At 50.6% G+C, this 18823-nt stretch carries 17 protein-coding genes and 2 tRNA genes; 3 read left to right on the top strand and 16 right to left on the bottom strand.

Going from position 1 to position 18823, the window contains the following annotated elements; all coding sequences use genetic code 11:
• Positions 1 to 3: 3 nt before the first annotated feature.
• The 6 genes from rsmB to DWX26_RS08430 all read right to left on the bottom strand — a co-directional run bounded on the left by rsmB (position 4) and on the right by DWX26_RS08430 (position 7392).
• Positions 4 to 1368 carry a 16S rRNA (cytosine(967)-C(5))-methyltransferase RsmB gene (gene rsmB, locus DWX26_RS08405; RefSeq protein WP_117760489.1) on the bottom strand — a complete coding sequence of 455 codons (1365 nt, stop codon included), beginning with the start codon at positions 1366 to 1368 and terminating at the stop codon, positions 4 to 6.
• The gene (locus DWX26_RS08410) at positions 1361 to 2056 is read right to left on the bottom strand and encodes a zinc metallopeptidase (protein WP_117814320.1); all 696 of its coding nucleotides are present in this window, start codon (positions 2054 to 2056) and stop codon (positions 1361 to 1363) included. The genes rsmB and DWX26_RS08410 overlap by 8 nt, the downstream gene beginning before the upstream one ends.
• Before the next feature lie 81 nt (positions 2057 to 2137).
• Positions 2138 to 3109 (bottom strand): methionyl-tRNA formyltransferase, encoded by a 972-nt coding sequence (gene fmt / locus DWX26_RS08415; protein WP_118601223.1) that lies wholly within the window; start codon positions 3107 to 3109, stop codon positions 2138 to 2140.
• A 27-nt stretch (positions 3110 to 3136) separates the two neighbouring features.
• The gene (def, locus tag DWX26_RS08420; protein WP_055219778.1) at positions 3137 to 3628 is read right to left on the bottom strand and encodes a peptide deformylase; all 492 of its coding nucleotides are present in this window, start codon (positions 3626 to 3628) and stop codon (positions 3137 to 3139) included.
• A gap of 63 nt (positions 3629 to 3691) precedes the next feature.
• The gene (priA, locus tag DWX26_RS08425) at positions 3692 to 5920 is read right to left on the bottom strand and encodes a replication restart helicase PriA (RefSeq protein ID WP_117760491.1); all 2229 of its coding nucleotides are present in this window, start codon (positions 5918 to 5920) and stop codon (positions 3692 to 3694) included.
• A complete protein-coding gene (locus tag DWX26_RS08430; RefSeq protein ID WP_117760492.1) occupies positions 5917 to 7392 on the bottom strand; it encodes a UDP-N-acetylmuramoyl-L-alanyl-D-glutamate--2,6-diaminopimelate ligase in 1476 nt (491 codons plus the stop codon). The genes priA and DWX26_RS08430 overlap by 4 nt, the downstream gene beginning before the upstream one ends.
• Before the next feature lie 197 nt (positions 7393 to 7589).
• On the opposite strand from DWX26_RS08430, the gene arcC reads away from it, so the two are divergent.
• Positions 7590 to 8519: a carbamate kinase gene (gene arcC, locus DWX26_RS08435; RefSeq protein ID WP_022463144.1), complete on the top strand. Its 930-nt coding sequence runs from the start codon at positions 7590 to 7592 to the stop codon at positions 8517 to 8519.
• Positions 8520 to 8595: 76 nt separating this feature from the next.
• Here the strand turns inward: arcC and DWX26_RS08440 are convergent, their stop codons facing one another.
• The 10 genes from DWX26_RS08440 to DWX26_RS08485 all read right to left on the bottom strand — a co-directional run bounded on the left by DWX26_RS08440 (position 8596) and on the right by DWX26_RS08485 (position 18395).
• A complete protein-coding gene (locus tag DWX26_RS08440; RefSeq protein ID WP_055265793.1) occupies positions 8596 to 9993 on the bottom strand; it encodes a glycine--tRNA ligase in 1398 nt (465 codons plus the stop codon).
• 27 nt (positions 9994 to 10020) lie between these two features.
• Positions 10021 to 10713 carry a hypothetical protein gene (locus tag DWX26_RS08445; RefSeq protein ID WP_117509654.1) on the bottom strand — a complete coding sequence of 231 codons (693 nt, stop codon included), beginning with the start codon at positions 10711 to 10713 and terminating at the stop codon, positions 10021 to 10023.
• A 25-nt stretch (positions 10714 to 10738) separates the two neighbouring features.
• Positions 10739 to 12019, bottom strand: a complete 1281-nt coding sequence (locus tag DWX26_RS08450; protein ID WP_055265795.1) for an adenylosuccinate synthase — start codon at positions 12017 to 12019, stop codon at positions 10739 to 10741.
• A 141-nt stretch (positions 12020 to 12160) separates the two neighbouring features.
• Positions 12161 to 13597 (bottom strand): adenylosuccinate lyase, encoded by a 1437-nt coding sequence (purB, locus tag DWX26_RS08455; protein ID WP_117760493.1) that lies wholly within the window; start codon positions 13595 to 13597, stop codon positions 12161 to 12163.
• Between the two features lie 167 nt (positions 13598 to 13764).
• On the bottom strand, positions 13765 to 14523 hold the full coding sequence (locus DWX26_RS08460) for an amino acid ABC transporter ATP-binding protein (RefSeq protein WP_117760494.1): 759 nt from the start codon (positions 14521 to 14523) through the stop codon (positions 13765 to 13767).
• A gap of 24 nt (positions 14524 to 14547) precedes the next feature.
• Positions 14548 to 15195 (bottom strand): amino acid ABC transporter permease, encoded by a 648-nt coding sequence (locus DWX26_RS08465; RefSeq protein ID WP_022463138.1) that lies wholly within the window; start codon positions 15193 to 15195, stop codon positions 14548 to 14550.
• A 6-nt stretch (positions 15196 to 15201) separates the two neighbouring features.
• Positions 15202 to 16056 carry an amino acid ABC transporter substrate-binding protein gene (locus DWX26_RS08470; protein ID WP_117509655.1) on the bottom strand — a complete coding sequence of 285 codons (855 nt, stop codon included), beginning with the start codon at positions 16054 to 16056 and terminating at the stop codon, positions 15202 to 15204.
• Between the two features lie 206 nt (positions 16057 to 16262).
• On the bottom strand, positions 16263 to 17387 hold the full coding sequence (gene alr, locus DWX26_RS08475; RefSeq protein WP_117509656.1) for an alanine racemase: 1125 nt from the start codon (positions 17385 to 17387) through the stop codon (positions 16263 to 16265).
• Between the two features lie 111 nt (positions 17388 to 17498).
• Positions 17499 to 17954 carry an Lrp/AsnC family transcriptional regulator gene (locus DWX26_RS08480; RefSeq protein WP_022463135.1) on the bottom strand — a complete coding sequence of 152 codons (456 nt, stop codon included), beginning with the start codon at positions 17952 to 17954 and terminating at the stop codon, positions 17499 to 17501.
• Between the two features lie 174 nt (positions 17955 to 18128).
• Positions 18129 to 18395 carry a 4Fe-4S dicluster domain-containing protein gene (locus tag DWX26_RS08485; protein ID WP_158554987.1) on the bottom strand — a complete coding sequence of 89 codons (267 nt, stop codon included), beginning with the start codon at positions 18393 to 18395 and terminating at the stop codon, positions 18129 to 18131.
• Positions 18396 to 18647: 252 nt separating this feature from the next.
• On the opposite strand from DWX26_RS08485, the gene DWX26_RS08490 reads away from it, so the two are divergent.
• Together DWX26_RS08490 and DWX26_RS08495 are read left to right on the top strand one after the other, a co-directional pair.
• A tRNA-Gly gene (locus DWX26_RS08490) sits at positions 18648 to 18718 on the top strand.
• A gap of 20 nt (positions 18719 to 18738) precedes the next feature.
• Positions 18739 to 18810: transfer RNA gene (locus DWX26_RS08495), tRNA-Gly, on the top strand.
• Positions 18811 to 18823: the final 13 nt, after the last annotated feature.

The raw sequence follows: 18823 nt of genomic DNA on the forward strand, positions 1-18823 counted from the left end.
CTGTTACGCCCGTCCTTCCTCTGTTTTCCGGAATTTTGCAAGGAAAAATCCGTCTGTCTTGTGTACCCCCGGGATCAGCTGCAGCTGTCCTTTGGCCGTTTCTCCGCTTTTCAGCTCATCCGGCAGCAGTTCATCCAGACTGACTGCTTCAAACGGGAACTGTTCCAGAAACCATGCGGCATTCTCGCTGTTTTCTTTTCTGTTGACGGTACATGTGCTGTACAGCAGTGTGCCGCCCGGCTTTACGTACGATGCGGCATTTGCAAGGATTGCCCGCTGAATCCGTACCAGCTCCTCTTCTTTCTCTTTTGAAGCGTAATATTTGATATCCGGCTTTCTGCCGATGACGCCGTATCCGGTGCACGGCAGGTCTGCAATCACAACGTCCGCTTTTCCGATCCATTCCGCATCGAGCTGTTCCGCATCTTTTACCTTCGGCACGACGCAGGAAACACCTGCTCTCTGCACATTTTCCCGGATCAGATCGACCTTGTATTCGGTGAGATCACGCGCTTCCACGCATCCCTGATTTCTCATTTTATCTGCTGCATGGAGGCTCTTTCCGCCCGGTGCCGCGCAGAGATCCAGCACCTGGTCACCCGGCTTTGGATCCGCCAGATGCGCCGCCATCATGGAGCTCACATCCTGAATCTGGAACCGGCCTTCCTGGAAGGCATTCAGTGATGCGATCGTCTCAAAGTTTTTCAAATAGAACGCCTCGCCAAGATACGGCGCTTTTTCCAGCTCTGCCCCCTGGCTTTCCAGGCTTTTCTTCGTCTCCTCGATCGTATTGTTCCAGCGGTTGATACGGATCGTCACCTGTTTTTCTTTCAGGAAATCCGCCATCATCGTTTCTGCCGTTTCTTTTCCGTACTGGGATACGAACTCCTCAACCAGAAATTCCGGCATGGAGTATTTCACGGAAAGATACTGCGTAGTATTGTTCTCCTTCGGTATCGGCAGATGATCCTTCTCCCGCACAATCGTGCGCAGAACACCGTTGACAAAGCCCTTTAAGTTGTAAAAATGCTTCTTTTCCGCCAGTTTCACCGCCTCATTGACGACTGCCGAATCCGGTACTGCGTCAAGAAAACGGATCTGGTACACCGACATCCGTAAGATCGCACGAATCACCGGCTTGCATTTGTTGATCTTGATTTTGGAATACTGATTGATGATGTAGTCATTCTGGATACCGTATTCCACGGTTCCCTCGCAGACCCGCTTGATAAACGCACGGTCCTGCCGCGGCAGGAACTGGTATTTATCGAGGGCGTCCCTTACAGCAAGATGGCAGGGCGTTTTCTCCCTGTCCATCTCAAGCAGAATGTTCATAATCAGCTCTCTTGTATTGATTGTATCAGTCATCATTTCTCCTAAATGCTCCGGATAAAATCAGCAGCCGGAGCAGCTGCAGCAGAGAACCGATCACCGCTGCCACGTATGTCATGGCTGCAGCCCAGAGTACTTTCTTGACCCCGTCGTGTTCCGTCTCTGTCACCATACCGCCCTCACTGAGCATTTTTAATGCTCTTCTCGACGCATCGAACTCGACCGGAAGTGTTACCACCTGGAATGCCAGTGCCAGCACAAACAGCCAGATACCGGCTTTCACCAGCATCGGAAGGCTGAAAATCAGTCCGATCAGGAACAGCGGCCAGAAAAGCTGGGATCCAAGGTTCGCTGCCGGAACAATGGCGCTTCTTACTTTCAGCGGCACGTAATCCGTATTGTGCTGTACGGCATGGCCGCACTCATGCGCTGCGACGCCGATCGCTGCGACCGAGGTTGAATCGTAAACCGCATCCGATAAATTCACGGTTTTTGTCCGCGGATCATAGTGGTCGGTCAGTTTACCGGATACGTGGCGGACGGTCACATCGTAGATGCCGGCCTGATGCAGAATGCGCATCGCCGCCTCGCGTCCCGTCATGCCGCTGTACGAGCGGACGGTCTGATATTTGCCAAAAATCGTGTTCATGCGGGCGGATACCGCCATGGAAATCAGTGCGGCAAGAATCACCAGCAGATACGTACTGTCATAAAAAAGTCCCATATCGTTTTTCTCCTTTTTCTTGGGCACAGCAAAAAAAGCCGCTGTGCAGTTCCCCGCCTCAACTTCAGGTTGCTTTTTTCTTTATTCTCCCAGTCTGGTACCAGGTTCGATGGAATAGCCGCGCAGGAAATCGGCGATTTTCATCCGTTTCTTTCCTTCGAGCTGCAGTTCTTCAATCACCAGAATGCCGTCGCCTGTCTTTACATGAAGGCCGGTTTCATCTGCCACCCAGACTTTTCCGGCATTCTTCGTCGGATCCTGCCCCGGAATCTTCGAGAACAGGTTGCCGCCCAACATGGCAATCACCTTTGCATCCCAGATTTTCAGGTTCTTTCCGTTTACTTTTGTAAAAGCACTCGGCCACGGGCTCATCGCACGGATCTGACGTTCGATCTCAACGGCACTCTTCGTCCAGTCGATCTTTCCGTCTTCTTTTTTGATCATCCGCGCATACTCTGTAGTGCTTATCTCCGGCTGTTTTTCCGGTGTCACTTCGCCTTTTTCAAGTTTTGGAAGTGTCTCCACCAGAAGTTTTGCTCCGGCTGCGGCGAGCTTGTCAAAGAGACTGCCGCCGGTCTCATCTGCTGCAAGCGGAACTTCCACTTTCGTCAGCATATCGCCTGTGTCGAGGCCTTCATCCATCTTCATAATGGTTACGCCGCTCACTTCATCGCCGTTCATGACAGCCCACTGGATCGGCGCTGCTCCGCGGTAAGCCGGAAGCAGGGAGGCATGAACGTTGATGCATCCGTATTTCGGCATGTCCAAAATCTCTTTTGGAATAATCTGGCCGAATGCAACGACAACGATCACATCCGGCTCCATTTTCCGGATCTCCTCGATCGCCTCTGCATCCCGCACGCGGCGCGGCTGATAGACCGGAAGGCCGTGTTTTTCGGCTGCCTCTTTCACCGGTGTCGGCATCATCTGTTTTCCGCGGCCCTTCGGTTTGTCCGGCTGGGTCACAACGCCTGTGATCTCATAACCGGCCTCCACGAGTGCCTCAAGTGTTCCCACGGAGAAATCCGGGGTTCCCATAAATACCACTTTCATCTGAAGTCATCTCCTTTATTTTAAGACTTACTCTTCGTCCTCGTACTCCTCATACTCATCGTACGTGTTGTCCCAGAGTTCGCCTTCTACTTTTTCTGTATACATATGTCCGTCGAGGTGATCACACTCGTGGCAGATGCAGCGGGCAAGAAGTTCGGTTCCCTCCAGTTCAAACGGCTGCATGTCGCGGTCCAGTGCTCTTACCTTTACGTAATTCGGACGGGTTACTGTACCGGATTTTCCCGGAAGGCTTAAGCATCCTTCTGCTCCTGTCTGGCTTCCAGAAGTCTCCAGGATTTCCGGATTGATCAGAAGATGTGGGGTTCCATCCACATCCATGACTACGATTCTCTTTAAGATGCCGACCTGCGGTGCGGCAAGGCCGACACCGTTTGCCTCATACATGGTGTCAAACATGTCGTCGATCAGCTCGCTGATTCTTGGTGTCATCTTCTCCACCGGTCTGCATTTTTTCGTTAATACGCGGTCGCCTACGACTCTGATTTCTCTGATTGCCATAATTCTTTTCCTTTCTTTTGCTCTTCTATTATAAATAATCTATGTGTAAACAGTATGAAAAAACTAATACTTTCTGCTGAAGTCAAACTGTAAATAAACGGTACGGAAGCCTTTGTTAATCTCGATATACCGCTCCAGTTTTTCCCGCAGCCCTGCCAGCACCTCTTCCTGCGGCGCGCGTACATACACGGCCATGCGGTACAGGTCATTGATTTTCGACACTGCCTCACTTGCCGGGCCGATGATCTGGACTTCGCGGTTTCCCCGGATGCGGATGAGATATCTGCGAATGTATTCCATCGCCTGCGTCAGATGCGCTTCATCCTCCCCGGCTCCGTGGATCGCCAGAAGCTCCGCCGCCGGGGGATATCCCATCAGACGGCGGTAGTCCATTTCTTTCTCGTAAAATGTCCCGTAATCCTGCTCTGCCGCCGTCTGAATGCTGTAATGTTCGGGATGGTACGTCTGAATGACTGCCATTCCCGGCTTTTCGCCTCTTCCGGCGCGGCCGACTGCCTGCGTCAGCAGCTGGAACGTACGCTCCCCGGCACGGTAATCGACTGCATTCAGGGAGAGATCCGCCGCCAGCGCTCCCACCAGCGTGACATTCGGGAAATCGTGGCCTTTTACGATCATCTGGGTTCCAATCAGGATATCGGCCTTCCCCGCCGCAAATGAGGACAGGATTTCTTCATAACTGTTTTTCGTTTTTGTCGTGTCGCCGTCCATCCTAAGAACGCGTGCCTTTGGAAACAGCTTTTTCACGTTTTGCTCGATCTGCTGTGTGCCGGCACGGAAGCCGCCGATGTACGGGGAACCGCACGACGGGCACGCATGTACCTGCGGTGTTTCATAACCGCAGTAATGGCAGACGAGCTTTCCGTTATTGTGTGCTGTCAGTGATACATCGCAGTGCGGGCATTTCATCACATGGCCGCATGCACGGCACGAGACGAAGCCCGCATAGCCTCTGCGGTTCAGAAACAGTACAACCTGTTCCTTTTTTTCAAGCCGTTTTTCGATCTCTTCCCGCAGTTTTCCGGACAGAATCGAACGGTTTCCCATCTGTAATTCTTCCCGCATATCCGCGATCCATACGGACGGAAGTGCTGCATTTCCGTACCGCGCATCCATCCGGAACAGCGCGTACGCTCCCGTCTCGCAGGCGTAAGAAGCATCCACCGACGGCGTTGCCGAACCCATCACCACATGGGCATGCTCCAGCCCGGCGCGGCGCACGGCGGTCTCCCTTGCATGGTAGCGCGGCGTCACTTCACTTTTATAGGAGGTTTCATGCTCCTCATCGATTACGATCAGCCCCAGATCCGGAAACGGTGCAAAGAGTGCGGAACGCGGACCGATCATAATACTGACCTCCCCGCGCCGCGCGCGCTCCATCTGGTCGGCGCGCTCGGACGGTGTCATCCGCGAGTTGACCACCGTGACCCTTGTTCCAAACCGTGCGCAGAACCGCTCCACGTTCTGATACGTCAGCGCAATCTCCGGGATCAACACGATCACCTGTTTTCCTTCTGAGAGCACTCGCTCCATCAGCTCCATATAGACGAGCGTTTTGCCGCTTCCCGTCACACCGCGGATCAGGCAGGGGCGGTTCTGTCCTTCCCATTCCTTTCGAATGCCGTCCACCACGGCCTGCTGCTGTTCGTTTGGTTTTCCCGCAGTTGTTCTTCCTGCCGCATCAGATACCGGATTTCTCCAGGTGCTCGTACGGCGGATTTCCAACACGCCCTGCTCTTCCATCACGTGCAGCGTATCTGCCGTGATTTTCAGTTTCTTGCTCACAACCGGCCCTGGAAGAACCGGCTGGGCCAGCAGCGCGTTTAAGAGACGGATTCTCGCTTTATAATTTTTCTTTCTGTAGTTTTCCAGCAGCTCCTCACATCTCGCAGGATCTGCAAGAAGCGCAATTTCGCGGGTTTCTTTCCCGCGCGCCTTTACTTTGACTGGAAGCACCGTCTTTAACGCCTGGATCATCGTCGATCCGTACGTATGACGCATCCACGCGGCGAGCGCGATGAGCTTCGTCTCTACGGTCGCCGCATCCTTTTGTACCGCGAGGATGGCCTTCATCCGGTCCTGCGGATATTTCGGCTCGTTTCCGACGGAAAGCACATAGCCGGTGATCGTGCGGTTTCCGTTTCCAAACGGAATCTGTACCGCCGTTCCCGGACTGATCTCCCCTGTCAGTTCCGGCGGAACCTTGTACTGAAAGGTCCGGTCCAGTTTTTCATTTGTGATGTCTACGATTACATCAGCGTAAACGCTGCTCATACATTCCCCTTACTTTCTTCCAGTATTTCCCGGATCAGCACGCGCTCATCCATCTCGTACCGTTTCCCCTTCCGGATCTGATACGTTTCGTGGCCTTTTCCCGCGAGCACCACGAGATCGCCCGGCTGCCGGTTTTCGATCACATACCGGATCGCCTCCTTACGGTCTGCAATCTCAACGAAAGCGCCTTCTGTTTTCCCGATTCCCGTCCGGATATCGTCCAGAATCGCCTGTGGTTCCTCATCCCGCGGATTGTCCGAGGTGATGACGGTCAGATCCGCCAGACGCCCCGACACCTCTCCCATCTGGAATCTCCGGTCCCGCGCGCGGTTTCCGCCGCAGCCGAAGAGACAGATCAGGCGCTTCGGATGGTACTTCCGCAGTGTCTTTAACAGGCTTTCGAGGCTCATCGCATTGTGTGCGTAGTCAATGAGAAGCGTCATTTCCGGATACACCGGAACTGCCTCACACCGCCCACGGACGCGGACTGCGGAAAGTGCCTCCTGCATCGCCTTTTCCGGGATTCCCATCTGCGCGCAGACCGCAATGGCGGCAAGCGAGTTGGAAACGGAAAACAGACCCGGCAGATCTACCCGTACCGGAAAATCCGCTGCGCCCTGCACCCGGTATGAGACACCGAGCACGCCGGGCGCCTGATCGAGTGCTGCATCTGCTGCCATAAAATCAGCTTTTTCCCTGCATCCGAATGTCACCAGACGGCAGGTGCTCTGCCTTATGATCTCCGGAAACCTTTTGTCATCCCGGTTTACAATTCCGGTTCTGCAGGTGCGAAGCAGCTTCTTTTTGCAGGACAGATATTCTGCAAACGATGCATGCTCCCCGGCGCCGATGTGGTCGTTTCCAATGTTGGTGAACACACCGTAATCAAACGTAATTCCATCACACCGGTGCTGTTTTTCCGCCTGCGAGGAAACCTCCATCACAACATGGGTGCAGCCCTCCCGCATCATTTCAGAAAACAGCTTCTGCAGCACAACAGGCTCCGGCGTTGTATTTTCTGACGGAATGCTTTTTTCCCCGATCCTCGTCTCGATCGTTCCGATGAGTCCTGCGCGTATCCCTGCTTTTCGCAGGATTTCGTAAATCATATATGCAGTCGTCGTCTTTCCCTTCGTGCCGGTCACTCCGATTGTCACAAGGTGCTGCGCCGGATCGTCCTCCCAGGCACAGGAAAGCTGTGCGAGTGCTTCTCTGCTGTCCTTTACTACGAGTACGGTTACCTTTTCCGGAATCCCTTCCAGTTCCCGCTCCGCAACCAGAACAGCAGCGCCCCTCTCGACTGCTTCTTCTGCATATACGTGCCCGTCCATCCTGTTTCCGCGGATGCAGACAAACACGTTCTGCGGCTGTACTTTTCTGCTGTCGCATGTGATTCCTGTAACTTCCGCATCCAGACTGCCCTGCTGGAGCTGATATGCGATCCGTTTTTGTAACGTGCGCATGTTTTTCATGCCGGGACCTCCCTTTCACGTTTCAAATCCCTACGACTCAGATACTTTTATAGAATACCATAGTCCGAAAAACATTTCAATGTGCGCAATGTCGGTTTCTTCTTGATTTTTGCCTCCATAAACTTTATAATAGTTCTATATTGATGCCTGGTTTTTTCGTATCAAAATCTATGAACTGCAAAGAGAGGTATCTTCCAATGAAAAGAAAAAAAATAGTTGTTGCACTGGGACACAAAGCTCTTGGAACGACGCTGCCGGAACAGAAAGCAGCCGTAAAACGTTCCGCAAAAGTAATCGCAGATCTCGTTGCTGCCGGCGCTGATGTTGTCATCACCCACAGCAATGCGCCGCAGGTCGGCATGATCCACATGGCGATGAATGAATTCGGCAAAATGCACACCGACTACAGCGCAGCCCCGATGTCTGTCTGCTCCGCTATGAGCGAAGGCTACATCGGCTACGACCTGCAGAACGCCATCCGTGCTGAGCTTCTCCGCAGGGGAATCTTCAAAACCACATCCACGATTCTTACACAGGTTGAAGTAGATCCGTACGACGATGCCTTCAACAATCCGGTCAAACTGATCGGCCGTACGCTTACCAAAGAGGAGGCTGACGCAGAGGAAGAAAAAGGAAACTACGTAACGAAAACCGAGGACGGCTACCGCCGAATCGTTGCTGCTCCGAAGCCGCAGGATATCGTAGAGATCGACTCCATCCGTCTTCTTCTCGATGCCGGACAGGTTGTCATCGCAGCAGGCGGCGGCGGAATCCCGGTTCTCCCACAGAATGAAGAGTTAAAGGGTGCATCCGCAGTCATCGAAAAAGACCTCACCAGCGGCCTGATGGCAGAAATGCTGAACGCAGACATGCTGATGATCCTGACCAGCGTGGAAAACGTTTCCATCAACTACGGTACCCCGGACGAAAAACCGCTGGAGCACATCACCGTTGCTGACGCGAAGAAATACATCGCAGAAGGCCAGTTCGGAGAAAACTCCATGCTGCCGAAGATGGAAGCAGCTGTTTCTTTCCTCGAGAAAGGCATCGGCCGTACCGCAGTCATCACTTCCATTGATTCCGCACTCGCCGGATTCCAGGGAAAAACAGGTACGATTATTGAGTAATACAAAGTATACAAAAAAGGATTCCCTCGAGTGGGAATCCTTTTTTTCTACTCTTTTTCCGGACTAAAAAGCCAGATTAGAAAGTAAATTTATCTGCAAAGTAAGCATCGAGATCCTCAATTTTAATTCTCTCCTGCTCCATGGTGTCACGGTCACGGACGGTAACAGCACCATCGGTCTCGGAATCGAAGTCGTAGGTGATGCAGTACGGAGTACCGATCTCATCCTGACGGCGATACCGTTTTCCGATATTTCCACGGTCATCAAACTCGCAGTTGTATTTCTTGGACAGCTCTGCAAAGACTTTCTCAGCGCCCTCGTTCAGCTTCTTGGAAAGCGGAAGCACACCGATTTTTACCGGTGCCAGTGCCGGATGGAAATGCATCACGGTACGAACATCATTCTTCTCTGCGTCGAGAACTTCCTCGTCATAAGCGCTGCACAGGAATGCCAGAACGACACGGTCAGCACCAAGAGACGGCTCGATAACATACGGGATGTATTTCTCGTTCTTCTCTGGATCGAAATAGGTCATATCCTGTCCGGATACATTCTGATGCTGAGTCAGGTCGTAATCGGTACGGTCTGCGATTCCCCACAGCTCGCCCCATCCGAACGGGAACAGGAACTCGATATCGGTTGTTCCCTTGCTGTAGAAGCACAGCTCTTCCGGAGAATGGTCTCTTGCACGCATCTCTTCGTCTTTCATGCCGAGGCTCTTCAGCCAGTTGATGCAGAAGCCTCTCCAGTACTGGAACCAGTCAAGATCGGTGCCAGGCTCGCAGAAGAACTCCAGCTCCATCTGCTCGAACTCACGGGTACGGAAGGTGAAGTTACCCGGTGTAATCTCGTTACGGAAAGATTTACCGATCTGACCGATTCCGAACGGAATTTTCTTTCTGGAAGTACGCTGTACGTTTTTGAAGTTTACGAAGATACCCTGTGCAGTCTCCGGACGAAGATATACGGTGTTCTTCGCATCCTCTGTAACACCCTGGAAGGTTTTGAACATCAGGTTGAACTGACGGATATCGGTAAAATTATGTTTTCCGCAGGACGGACACGGAATCTGATGCTCCTCGATGAAGTTCTTCATCTCTTCCTGGGACCATGCGTCTACACTGCCGCCTTCGATTTCAATGCCTTTTTCCTCGCAGAAGTCTTCGATCAGCTTGTCTGCACGGAAACGCTCGTGGCACTCTTTACAGTCCATCAGAGGATCGGAAAATCCGCCGAGATGACCGGAAGCTACCCATGTCTGCGGGTTCATCAGGATCGCGCAGTCAACACCTACGTTGTGCGGGCTCTCCATCACGAATTTCTGCCACCATGCTTTTTTCACGTTGTTTTTCAGCTCAACACCGAGCGGGCCGTAATCCCAGGTATTTGCCAGGCCGCCGTAAATTTCGGAACCCGGATATACAAAACCTCTGGATTTTGCTACTGCCACAATTTTGTCCATTGTCTTTTCCATAGTTAGTTACTCCTCTATTTTATTTGTTTACTTACCATAAACAACAATAACAGGACTGGCAAGAAGAACGTCCTGCTCATATTCCTGCTCTGTTTCTTCTGTCTTAGTCTGCTCTGATGATGACGCAGAATCACTCTCTGTGGACTTTGTGGTCCACTCGCCGGCCGTATCCACCGTGTTTTTTCCTTTGATCACGGCTGTACCGGAAACGCAGAGCACCGGATCTTCCGTTACGATTTCCAGCGGCTCCTCGCAGACAATCACGCGTACATGCTTAACGCCTTTGACCGCATCTTCGACTGAAACCTCATTGCCTTTAGAATCGACAAAGGAAGCGGAAAAATCATATCCCGCTTCTTCTGCCTCATCCAGCGTGCCTGCGAAAAATTCTGCTCCGTGATAATCCGCGTAAGACTGGTAATCTCCGTATTCCATCCGGATCTCCACCTTGTCCTCTTTGATCTGGCATTTTTCCAGCTTCACGGAATCCGCATCGCCGCGCTCCTCTGTGAATTTTTTGATGTCATCCTCCACAAAGACCTTCAGTTCGTCTTCCGTGTAATCATCGTCTTTGCTGTAATCTTCCACAATAGCTTCTGTCACAACACCATTTTTGCTCACATAGACAGATGTCGTTGTCACATCTTTTAACTTCTCACAGCCCGACAGCAGCACGGAAGCCGCTGTCAGAACTGCGAGAAGCTGTCCTGCTTTTTTCATAAAAATCCTCTAAAAACCGCCTGAATTATTTGTTGCGGTAAATGATATCGTCTCTTCCCGGCCCGTTGGAGATCATGGTGATCGGGAATCCGATTTCTTTCTCTACAAACTCGATGTAGTTTCTGCAGTTTTCCGGCAGATCCTCATATTTCTTGATGCCGCGGATATCGCATTTCCAGCCCGGAAGCGTTTTCAGCACCGGTTTTGCTTTCTCAAGAATGCTGGTGTTCGGGAAATCGTGGATTTCTTTTCCGTCTACTTCGTATGCTGTGCAGACCGGAATCTCATCCAGATAGCCAAGTACGTCAAGTACGGTGAACGCTACATCGGTGGTACCCTGCATTCTGCAGCCGTAACGGGAAGCAACACAGTCGAACCATCCCATACGTCTCGGGCGGCCTGTGGTTGCACCGAACTCTCCGCCGTCTCCGCCGCGTCTTCTGAGCTCATCTGCCTCATCGCCGAAGATCTCGGAAACGAAAGCACCTGCTCCTACTGCGCTGGAGTAAGCTTTGCATACGGTTACGATTTTCTTGATTTCATATGGCGGAACACCTGCTCCTACTGCGCCGTAGCCGGCCAGTGTGGAAGAAGAAGTTACCATCGGGTAAATTCCGTGATCCGGGTCTTTTAAGGAACCAAGCTGACCCTCAAGCAGGATCTCCTTGCCTTCCTGAATCGCGTTCCACAGGAATGCGGAAGTATCGCATACGTATGGCTCAACCATTTTTTTGTATTCCATCAGCTCTGCATAGATCTCATCCGGATTTAACTGCGGTTTGTGATACAGATGCTCGAGCAGAATGTTCTTGGTTTCGCATACGGATTTCAGTTTCTCTTTCAGGTGCTCATCGTCGAACAACTCGTTTACCTGGAAACCGATTTTTGCATATTTATCTGAGTAGAACGGAGCGATACCGGATTTGGTGGAACCAAAGGATTTTCCGCCCAGACGCTCTTCCTCATACTGATCGAACAGGATGTGGTACGGCATTACCATCTGTGCACGGTCGGAAATTTTGATCTTCGGTGCCGGCACTCCCTTCGAAACGATCTCATTTAACTCTTTGATCAGAACCGGAATATTGAGTGCAACACCGTTTCCGATTACGCTTGTTGTGTGGCTGTAAAATACGCCGGATGGAAGGGTATGAAGTGCAAACTTTCCATAGTTGTTTACAATGGTATGGCCTGCATTCGCACCACCCTGGAAACGGACAATAATGTCTGCCTCTTTTGCGAGCATATCGGTAATCTTACCTTTTCCCTCGTCTCCCCAGTTTGCTCCTACTACTGCCTTAATCATGTGACATCCTCCTAATTCAACGTATACTTGCGGCCTCTTTGTTTCGGCCGTTCATGCATAGTATACCATGTTTTCTTCATAAGTAAAACTTATTATTACTTATAAAATTTGTTTTTTTATTATTTCTGTTTATCAAACGCATCAGACGTTGATTTCCGCAGTCATGCCAAGTGCCTCTTTGTTTGCCTCAAGCACCGGATTAACTACGTTCTTCAGGAATGCGTCAACCTGTACGGATGCGCGGCCTGTGTATTTGGACGGATCCATCGTCTTTTCCAGCTCTTCTTTGGTCAGATGGAACATCTCATCCGCTGCGATCAGATCCAGAAGATCATTATCGCGGCCTTCCTCTTTGACATGTTTTCCGGCGATCATGGACAGCTCGCGGATTCTCTCATGCAGCTCCTGACGGTCGCCGCCTGCTTTTACCGCATCCATCATGATATTCTCAGTTGCCATAAACGGAAGCTCTGCCATCATGTGTTTTAAGATAACCTTTGGATAAACCACAAGTCCGTCTACGACGTTCATGCACAGATCCAGGATACCGTCGATGGCAAGGAAGCCTTCCGGAATGGAAAGTCTCTTGTTTGCAGAGTCATCGAGGGTTCTCTCAAACCACTGTACAGAAGAGGTGATGGCCGGATTTAATGCATCGGTGATCACATAACGGGACAGGGATGCGATACGCTCGCTTCTCATCGGATTTCTCTTATATGCCATGGCGGAAGATCCGATCTGTCCTTTCTCGAACGGTTCCTCGACTTCTTTTAAGTGCTGCAGAAGACGGATATCGTTGGAGAATTTCGTTGCGCTTGCCGCAATGCCTGCCAGAACGTTTAATACTCTCGTATCGACTTTTCTGGAATACGTCTGTCCGGAAACAGGATAGCAGTTCTTGAAGCCCATTTTCTCAGCGATCATCGGATCGATCTTGTCGATGGTCTCCTGATCTCCTTCGAACAGCTCTAAAAAGCTTGCCTGTGTGCCTGTTGTTCCTTTGGAGCCGAGCAGCTTTAAGGTGCTCTGTACATACTCGAGATCTTCAAGGTCCATTAAGAACTCCTGCATCCACAGGGTTGCACGTTTTCCGACGGTGGTCGGCTGTGCCGGCTGGAAGTGGGTGAAGGCAAGGGTCGGCTGGTCTTTGTAGGTATCCGCAAATTTTGCCAGCTCAGCGATAACGTTCACCAGTTTTTTCTTCACCAGCTTTAAGGCTTCGTTCATGACAATGATATCGGTATTGTCGCCTACGTAGCAGCTGGTTGCTCCCAGATGGATGATTCCTTTTGCTTTCGGACACTGTACGCCGTAGGCATACACATGGGACATTACGTCATGACGGCAGACTTTCTCTCTTTCTTTTGCCACATCGTAGTTGATGTTCTCGGCATTTGCTTTCAGTTCTTCGATCTGCTCATCTGTAATAGAAAGTCCCAGTTCTTTTTCTGTCTCAGCCAGCGCAATCCATAACTTTCTCCAGGTACGGAATTTCATATCCGGGGAGAAGATGTACTGCATCTCCTTGCTTGCATAACGTTCGGAAAGAGGGCTTACATATCTGTCAGTTCCGCTCATAGACACGATTCTCCTTTTCTTGTCAAAATGTGTATTCGGTTTCTCTTTTATCCCCGCTCTTTTTCATTCCCAAAAACAGAATGGGACGTATAAAGAGCGTGTTTGAAATACGTTTCAACCACGCTCTAGTATAACGCATGTTGTTTTTTTAGGCAAGTGCAACGTCGTTACTTCTCACGAAATTTTCCCAAAAAGCCCTGCATTCTGGCATTTTCGGAATCGAAGACTTCGTCCGGCGTTCCTTCCACGGCGATCACGCCCTGTTCCATAAAGATGACGCGGTTGGAAATCTCCCGGGCAAAATTCATCTCGTGGGTAACGATCACCATGGTCATATTCATCTCCGCAAGAGATTTGATGACCTTCAGCACCTCGCCTGTCAGCTCCGGGTCGAGCGCCGAAGTCGGCTCATCAAAAAAGAGCACCTTCGGATTCAGCATCAGCGCGCGCGCAATCGCAACCCTCTGACACTGACCGCCGGAAAGCTGACACGGATACGCCTTTTCTTTTCCTGTGAGCCCCATTTTCTGCAGCAGCTCTTCTGCCTGTGCTTCCACCTCCGCACGGTTGCGTTTCTGCACATGAATCGGCGCATCGCAGAGGTTTTTCATCACATCATAATGTGGAAACAGGTGGAAGCTCTGGAATACCATTCCAAAGTTTTCCTGAATTTTCCGCAGCACGGCCGGCTTTGCATAAACGGATTTTCCATTTTGCATGGTGACTGCCTGCTCGCCAAGATACGTCAGGTCACCGCCATCCATCGTCTCCAGCATCGCCGCACACCGCAGCAGCGTCGATTTTCCCGATCCCGACGGGCCGATGATCGAGAGCACCTCGCCCTCTTCTACTTTGAGGGAAATATCTTTTAACACTTCGAGATCCCCAAAGCTCTTTCTTACATGGTTCATTTCCAGATAAATCATATCGTTTTCCGCTCTCTTCTATAGTTAATGATAATAAGAAAATTTCTTTTCCAAAAGTTCCATCACCCACGCCACGACAAAGTTGAAGATGTAGTAGAAAATACCGGCGGCGACGAACGGAACCATCGTGGTCTTGGCCGCCGCGATCTGTTTTGCGATCGTGAACATTTCCACATAGGAAATGGAAAAGGCCAGCGACGTATCCTTGACCAGCGTAATCACCTCATTGGTGATCGCCGGCAGAATCCGTTTCACAACCTGCGGCAGAATAATGCGGACAAACGTCTGTCCCTTCGAATAACCAAGAAGCTTTGCTGCCTCGTACTGTCCACGATCCATCGAAACGATGCCGGAGCGGTAGATTTCTGCAAAATAGGCGCCGTAGTTTAAGGCAAATCCGGTGATAATCGCCGGAAAGCGCCATTTTCCGATGTTCATACCGAACAGATAGAACGGTCCGAAGTAAACCACCATGAGCTGCAGCATCAGAGGCGTGCCGCGCATCAGGGAGATATAGAGCCGGAAAATTCCGCTCACAATCCGGTTTTTCGACATACGCCCGAAGGCGATCAGCAGACCGAGCGGCAGGGAAAATACGAGCGTCAGGACAAATATCGAGATCGTTCCCGCCATTCCGGTACTAAGCTGTGATAGAATCATGGACAACTTCATGCTGCTTTACTCTCCTTTTTTCTCCAGACACACCATGTCTGCGATTCCGTATTTTTCTGCGAGCTTGTCGAATGTTCCGTCGGCCAGAACCTGCTGCAGGCCTTCGTTTACTTTATCGCAGAGCTCGGTATTTCCTTTTTTGAATCCGATCGCATATTTCTCAGAGTTCAGGTGCTCGTCGAGGATTTTGTATCCTTCTCCGCGGCTTTCCAGCTGATATTTGGCAACGCCGATATCCATGGCAACCGCATCGATGGAACCTGCCTGAAGCTCTACAAACGCATTGTTATAATCCGGGAACTGCTGCAGAGCGGCGAAAGTATCGGCGAGTTCTTTCTGACCGCCTTCTTCCTCACTCTGTAAAAGATCGAGTGCTGCGGATGCTGCCTGCACACCAACCGTCTTTCCTGCCAGATCGGACAGGCTGTTGATGCCGGAATTCTCAGATACGACCATCACCTGGCTGTTGTCCACGTACGGATCGGACCAGGTGTAATCGTCCTCTCTGCCGTTCATGGTAAAGCCGTTCCAGATGCAGTCAATCGCACCAGAATTCAGCTCGGTATCTTTCGCATCCCAGTTGATCGGGGTTTTTACCAGCTTCCAGCCGTAAATCTCGCAGACTGCCTCGGCGAGCTCCAGGTCAAATCCGGTGTAATCGCCGGTCTCATCGTCCATGTAGCCGTACGGCGGGTATTCTGCATCGAAGCCCACGGTAAAGGTTGTCGTTCCGTCTGCGGAAGAGGATGCTGCTCCTGCTGATGAGGCAGATGTTTTTGCTGTGTCTGCAAAGCCGCAGCCAGCCAGCAGGGCAGATACACAAAAGGCTGCTGTCAAAATGCTAACCATTTTCTTTTTCATAATAATCTTCTCCTTTTTTACGTGATCATGTTATCACTGTACTACGCTAAACTAATTGGTATCCTACCATACTCCGGCACCGCCTGTCAACCCGCACCGGTTAAATAATCCAGAAAACCTGTTCCAACACAAAAAAGTCTCCGAAACGGTCAGCAGATTCTGCTTTTTTCCGTCTTCGGAGACTTTGATTTTTCTATTTTGGATAACTATTTATAAACCCTTGTTACACGGCTGCTGATATCGCAGAGCATCTCGTAATCGAAACGTGCCGCCGGGTTGGCGATCTCTTCGATCGTGATGGTCTCATCCCCGTCGGTTCCGACAAGCGTTACAACGTCCTCCACCTGCACATCCGGGATGTCGGTCACGTCCACCATCATCTGATCCATACAGATTCTTCCGATGATCGGTGCTTTTTTCCCGTGGATCAGCACACAGCCCTGGTTCGAGAGAGCTCTCGGATAGCCGTCTGCATAGCCGGCTGAAACAGTTGCGATCCGTGTCATCGGTTTCTCGGTCACATACGTGGCACCGTAGCTGACGCCGATGCCCGGGCCGACTTCCTTCACATGGATGACATGGCTCTTCCAGGAAAGCGCCGGGATCAGATCGAGACGCTCTTTTTTTACCTTCTCGGATGGGTAAATGCCGTAGGTGATGATACCGGAACGCACCATCTCAAAGCGGTGATCGTCAAATTCCATGATTCCGGCGGAGTTGCAGATATGGCGAAGCGGAATCGTCACGCCGCGCTCTGCTAAAAGTGCCGTCATCTTATCATATTTTTCCATCTGCATCGAACAGTACGTCTTGTCTTCCTGATCGGCGCAGGAGAAATGCGTAAACATACCTTCCAGCTCGATGTGCGGAAGATCCGCGATTTTTGCCGCCTCATCCGCATCGTGCTCTGTCACCTGGAAGCCGATCCGCGTCATGCCGGTATCGACCGCGAGGTGTGCTTTTGCTTTCCGGTTCTGGCGTGCTGCCTCTTTTTCGAGGGCAAGTGCCTGTGCGTAGCTGTCGATCGTCTGAGTGATGTCGTATTCCACAAGGTCGCCGTACTGGGACGGGGACACGTAGCCGAGAATCAGGATCGGCGCGGAAATGCCGTTTTCTCTGAGCTCGACAGCCTCCTCGATGGTTGCGGTTGCAAAATAATCAACCTGGTTTTCCAGATAGGATGCTACCGGAACGGCACCGTGGCCGTAGGCGTTCGCTTTTACAACGCCAAGGAGTTTCACGCCCTCCGGTAGTCTTTTTTTCACTTCTCTGATGTTATGCCCGATCGCTTCGAGTGAAATCTCTGCATAACAGCGTAAGTATCTGTTCACTTTTTTCCTTCTTTCTTTCCGTACTTTTTCTGAGACGCCAAAACGTGCCTGAAAACTCTTTCGGATTATTTTCAGACACGCTCTCGTATCAGATTCCGGCTGTGCCGGTTTTTATTTGTCCGGTCTGCGGATGGCGGAATAGATATTTTTTACATTTTTCAGCACTACATGCGTTCTTGTCGCATCGACGCCCGGAAGGCTCATCACCTGGCGGTGGATTTCTTCGAGTTCGTCGGATGAGTGACAGGAAATGCGGATAATCAAATCAAAATCTCCGGTCTGATAATAGCAGGATACGATGTACTCCAGTTTCTGGATCGCATCTGCAAAACTGTCAAAGAACTTCGGATGCTCCAGGCTGACTTCCATCAGCGCGGTCATCTCATTTCCCGTTTTCTTTTCGTCTACAATAATGGTGTATTCTTTAATCACTCCGGTTTCTTCCATTTTACGGATTCTCTCGATGACTGCAGAAACCGATAAATGAATCTCTTTGCTGATATTGGAAGCCGTCTCGCGGGCATTTTTCTGCAATATCTTCAGAATCTTATAATCAATGGCATCCATGTATTTTTCCTCCCATAAGAATTGACAGGGCTCTTCTTTCCAGATTTTAGCATAAAATTTCCCTGTCACTACCTTTCTATTATATCAAATTTTTCAGATAAGTCCAGTTTTTCCCAAAATATTTTATAGAAAGATTAGAATGCTTCTTTAAATTGCACAGATGCTCCTTTTTTCCTATTCTCCGAAGGTTTCCGCAATATCCTGCATCAGAATGCCGATCCCGAGGTGCTGCGGGCACTGCTTTTCACAGCGATAACAGTTGATGCAGTCATCGGCACGTTTGTCCTGACGCTCATACTCTGCACGAACCGCTTCGACGCCTTCCGTCGCTGTCCGGTTGTAAAGCGCAAACAAACCCGGGATGTTGATTTTTACCATGCACGGCATACAGCTCTGACAACCGGTGCAGCAAACCAGAAGTTCTGTTCCATTTTCCTGCATAGGGAAATTCCCCCTTTTTTGCTTTTCCGTTTTTCTATTATAGTACATTTCCCGTTCTGGAACAAGGCTGATCTTTGCGGACATTTTCACGCCCCTTTCACCCTGAATTTTCTCCTTTTTCAGTGTTTTGAAAATTTTTTAATTTTTTTCAAAAAAGGGGTTGACTTTTTCTCAGCTTTCCTGTAGAATACGTTTTGTCAGTGAGGCACGGCAGTCAACAAGACAGAGAAAAAAAATCAGTGCCCATCATCTGCGGGTGTAGTTCAATGGTAGAACACCAGCCTTCCAAGCTGGATACGTGGGTTCGATTCCCATCACCCGCTTCATCCAAAAGGATGTATATGCGCGAGTGGCTCAGGGGTGGAGTACAACCTTGCCAAGGTTGGGGTCGCGGGTTCGAATCCCGTCTCGCGCTCTTTTTATTACCG

It is taken from the genome of Blautia sp. AF19-1 (assembly GCF_003479155.1).
GTDB classification, from domain to species: Bacteria; Bacillota; Clostridia; order Lachnospirales; family Lachnospiraceae; genus Fusicatenibacter; species Fusicatenibacter saccharivorans.

Excerpts from the sequence above, each read along its gene's own strand:
- rsmB (WP_117760489.1), bottom strand. The coding sequence starts at position 1,368 with ATGACTGATACAATCAATACAAGAGAGCTGATTATGAACATTCTGCTT.
- DWX26_RS08410 (WP_117814320.1), bottom strand. The coding sequence starts at position 2,056 with ATGGGACTTTTTTATGACAGTACGTATCTGCTGGTGATTCTTGCCGCA.
- fmt (WP_118601223.1), bottom strand. The coding sequence starts at position 3,109 with ATGAAAGTGGTATTTATGGGAACCCCGGATTTCTCCGTGGGAACACTT.
- def (WP_055219778.1), bottom strand. The coding sequence starts at position 3,628 with ATGGCAATCAGAGAAATCAGAGTCGTAGGCGACCGCGTATTAACGAAA.
- priA (WP_117760491.1), bottom strand. The coding sequence starts at position 5,920 with ATGAGCAGCGTTTACGCTGATGTAATCGTAGACATCACAAATGAAAAA.
- DWX26_RS08430 (WP_117760492.1), bottom strand. The coding sequence starts at position 7,392 with ATGAAAAACATGCGCACGTTACAAAAACGGATCGCATATCAGCTCCAG.
- arcC (WP_022463144.1), top strand. The coding sequence starts at position 7,590 with ATGAAAAGAAAAAAAATAGTTGTTGCACTGGGACACAAAGCTCTTGGA.
- DWX26_RS08440 (WP_055265793.1), bottom strand. The coding sequence starts at position 9,993 with ATGGAAAAGACAATGGACAAAATTGTGGCAGTAGCAAAATCCAGAGGT.
- DWX26_RS08445 (WP_117509654.1), bottom strand. The coding sequence starts at position 10,713 with ATGAAAAAAGCAGGACAGCTTCTCGCAGTTCTGACAGCGGCTTCCGTG.
- DWX26_RS08450 (WP_055265795.1), bottom strand. The coding sequence starts at position 12,019 with ATGATTAAGGCAGTAGTAGGAGCAAACTGGGGAGACGAGGGAAAAGGT.
- purB (WP_117760493.1), bottom strand. The coding sequence starts at position 13,597 with ATGAGCGGAACTGACAGATATGTAAGCCCTCTTTCCGAACGTTATGCA.
- DWX26_RS08460 (WP_117760494.1), bottom strand. The coding sequence starts at position 14,523 with ATGATTTATCTGGAAATGAACCATGTAAGAAAGAGCTTTGGGGATCTC.
- DWX26_RS08465 (WP_022463138.1), bottom strand. The coding sequence starts at position 15,195 with ATGAAGTTGTCCATGATTCTATCACAGCTTAGTACCGGAATGGCGGGA.
- DWX26_RS08470 (WP_117509655.1), bottom strand. The coding sequence starts at position 16,056 with ATGAAAAAGAAAATGGTTAGCATTTTGACAGCAGCCTTTTGTGTATCT.
- DWX26_RS08480 (WP_022463135.1), bottom strand. The coding sequence starts at position 17,954 with ATGGATGCCATTGATTATAAGATTCTGAAGATATTGCAGAAAAATGCC.
- DWX26_RS08485 (WP_158554987.1), bottom strand. The coding sequence starts at position 18,395 with ATGCAGGAAAATGGAACAGAACTTCTGGTTTGCTGCACCGGTTGTCAG.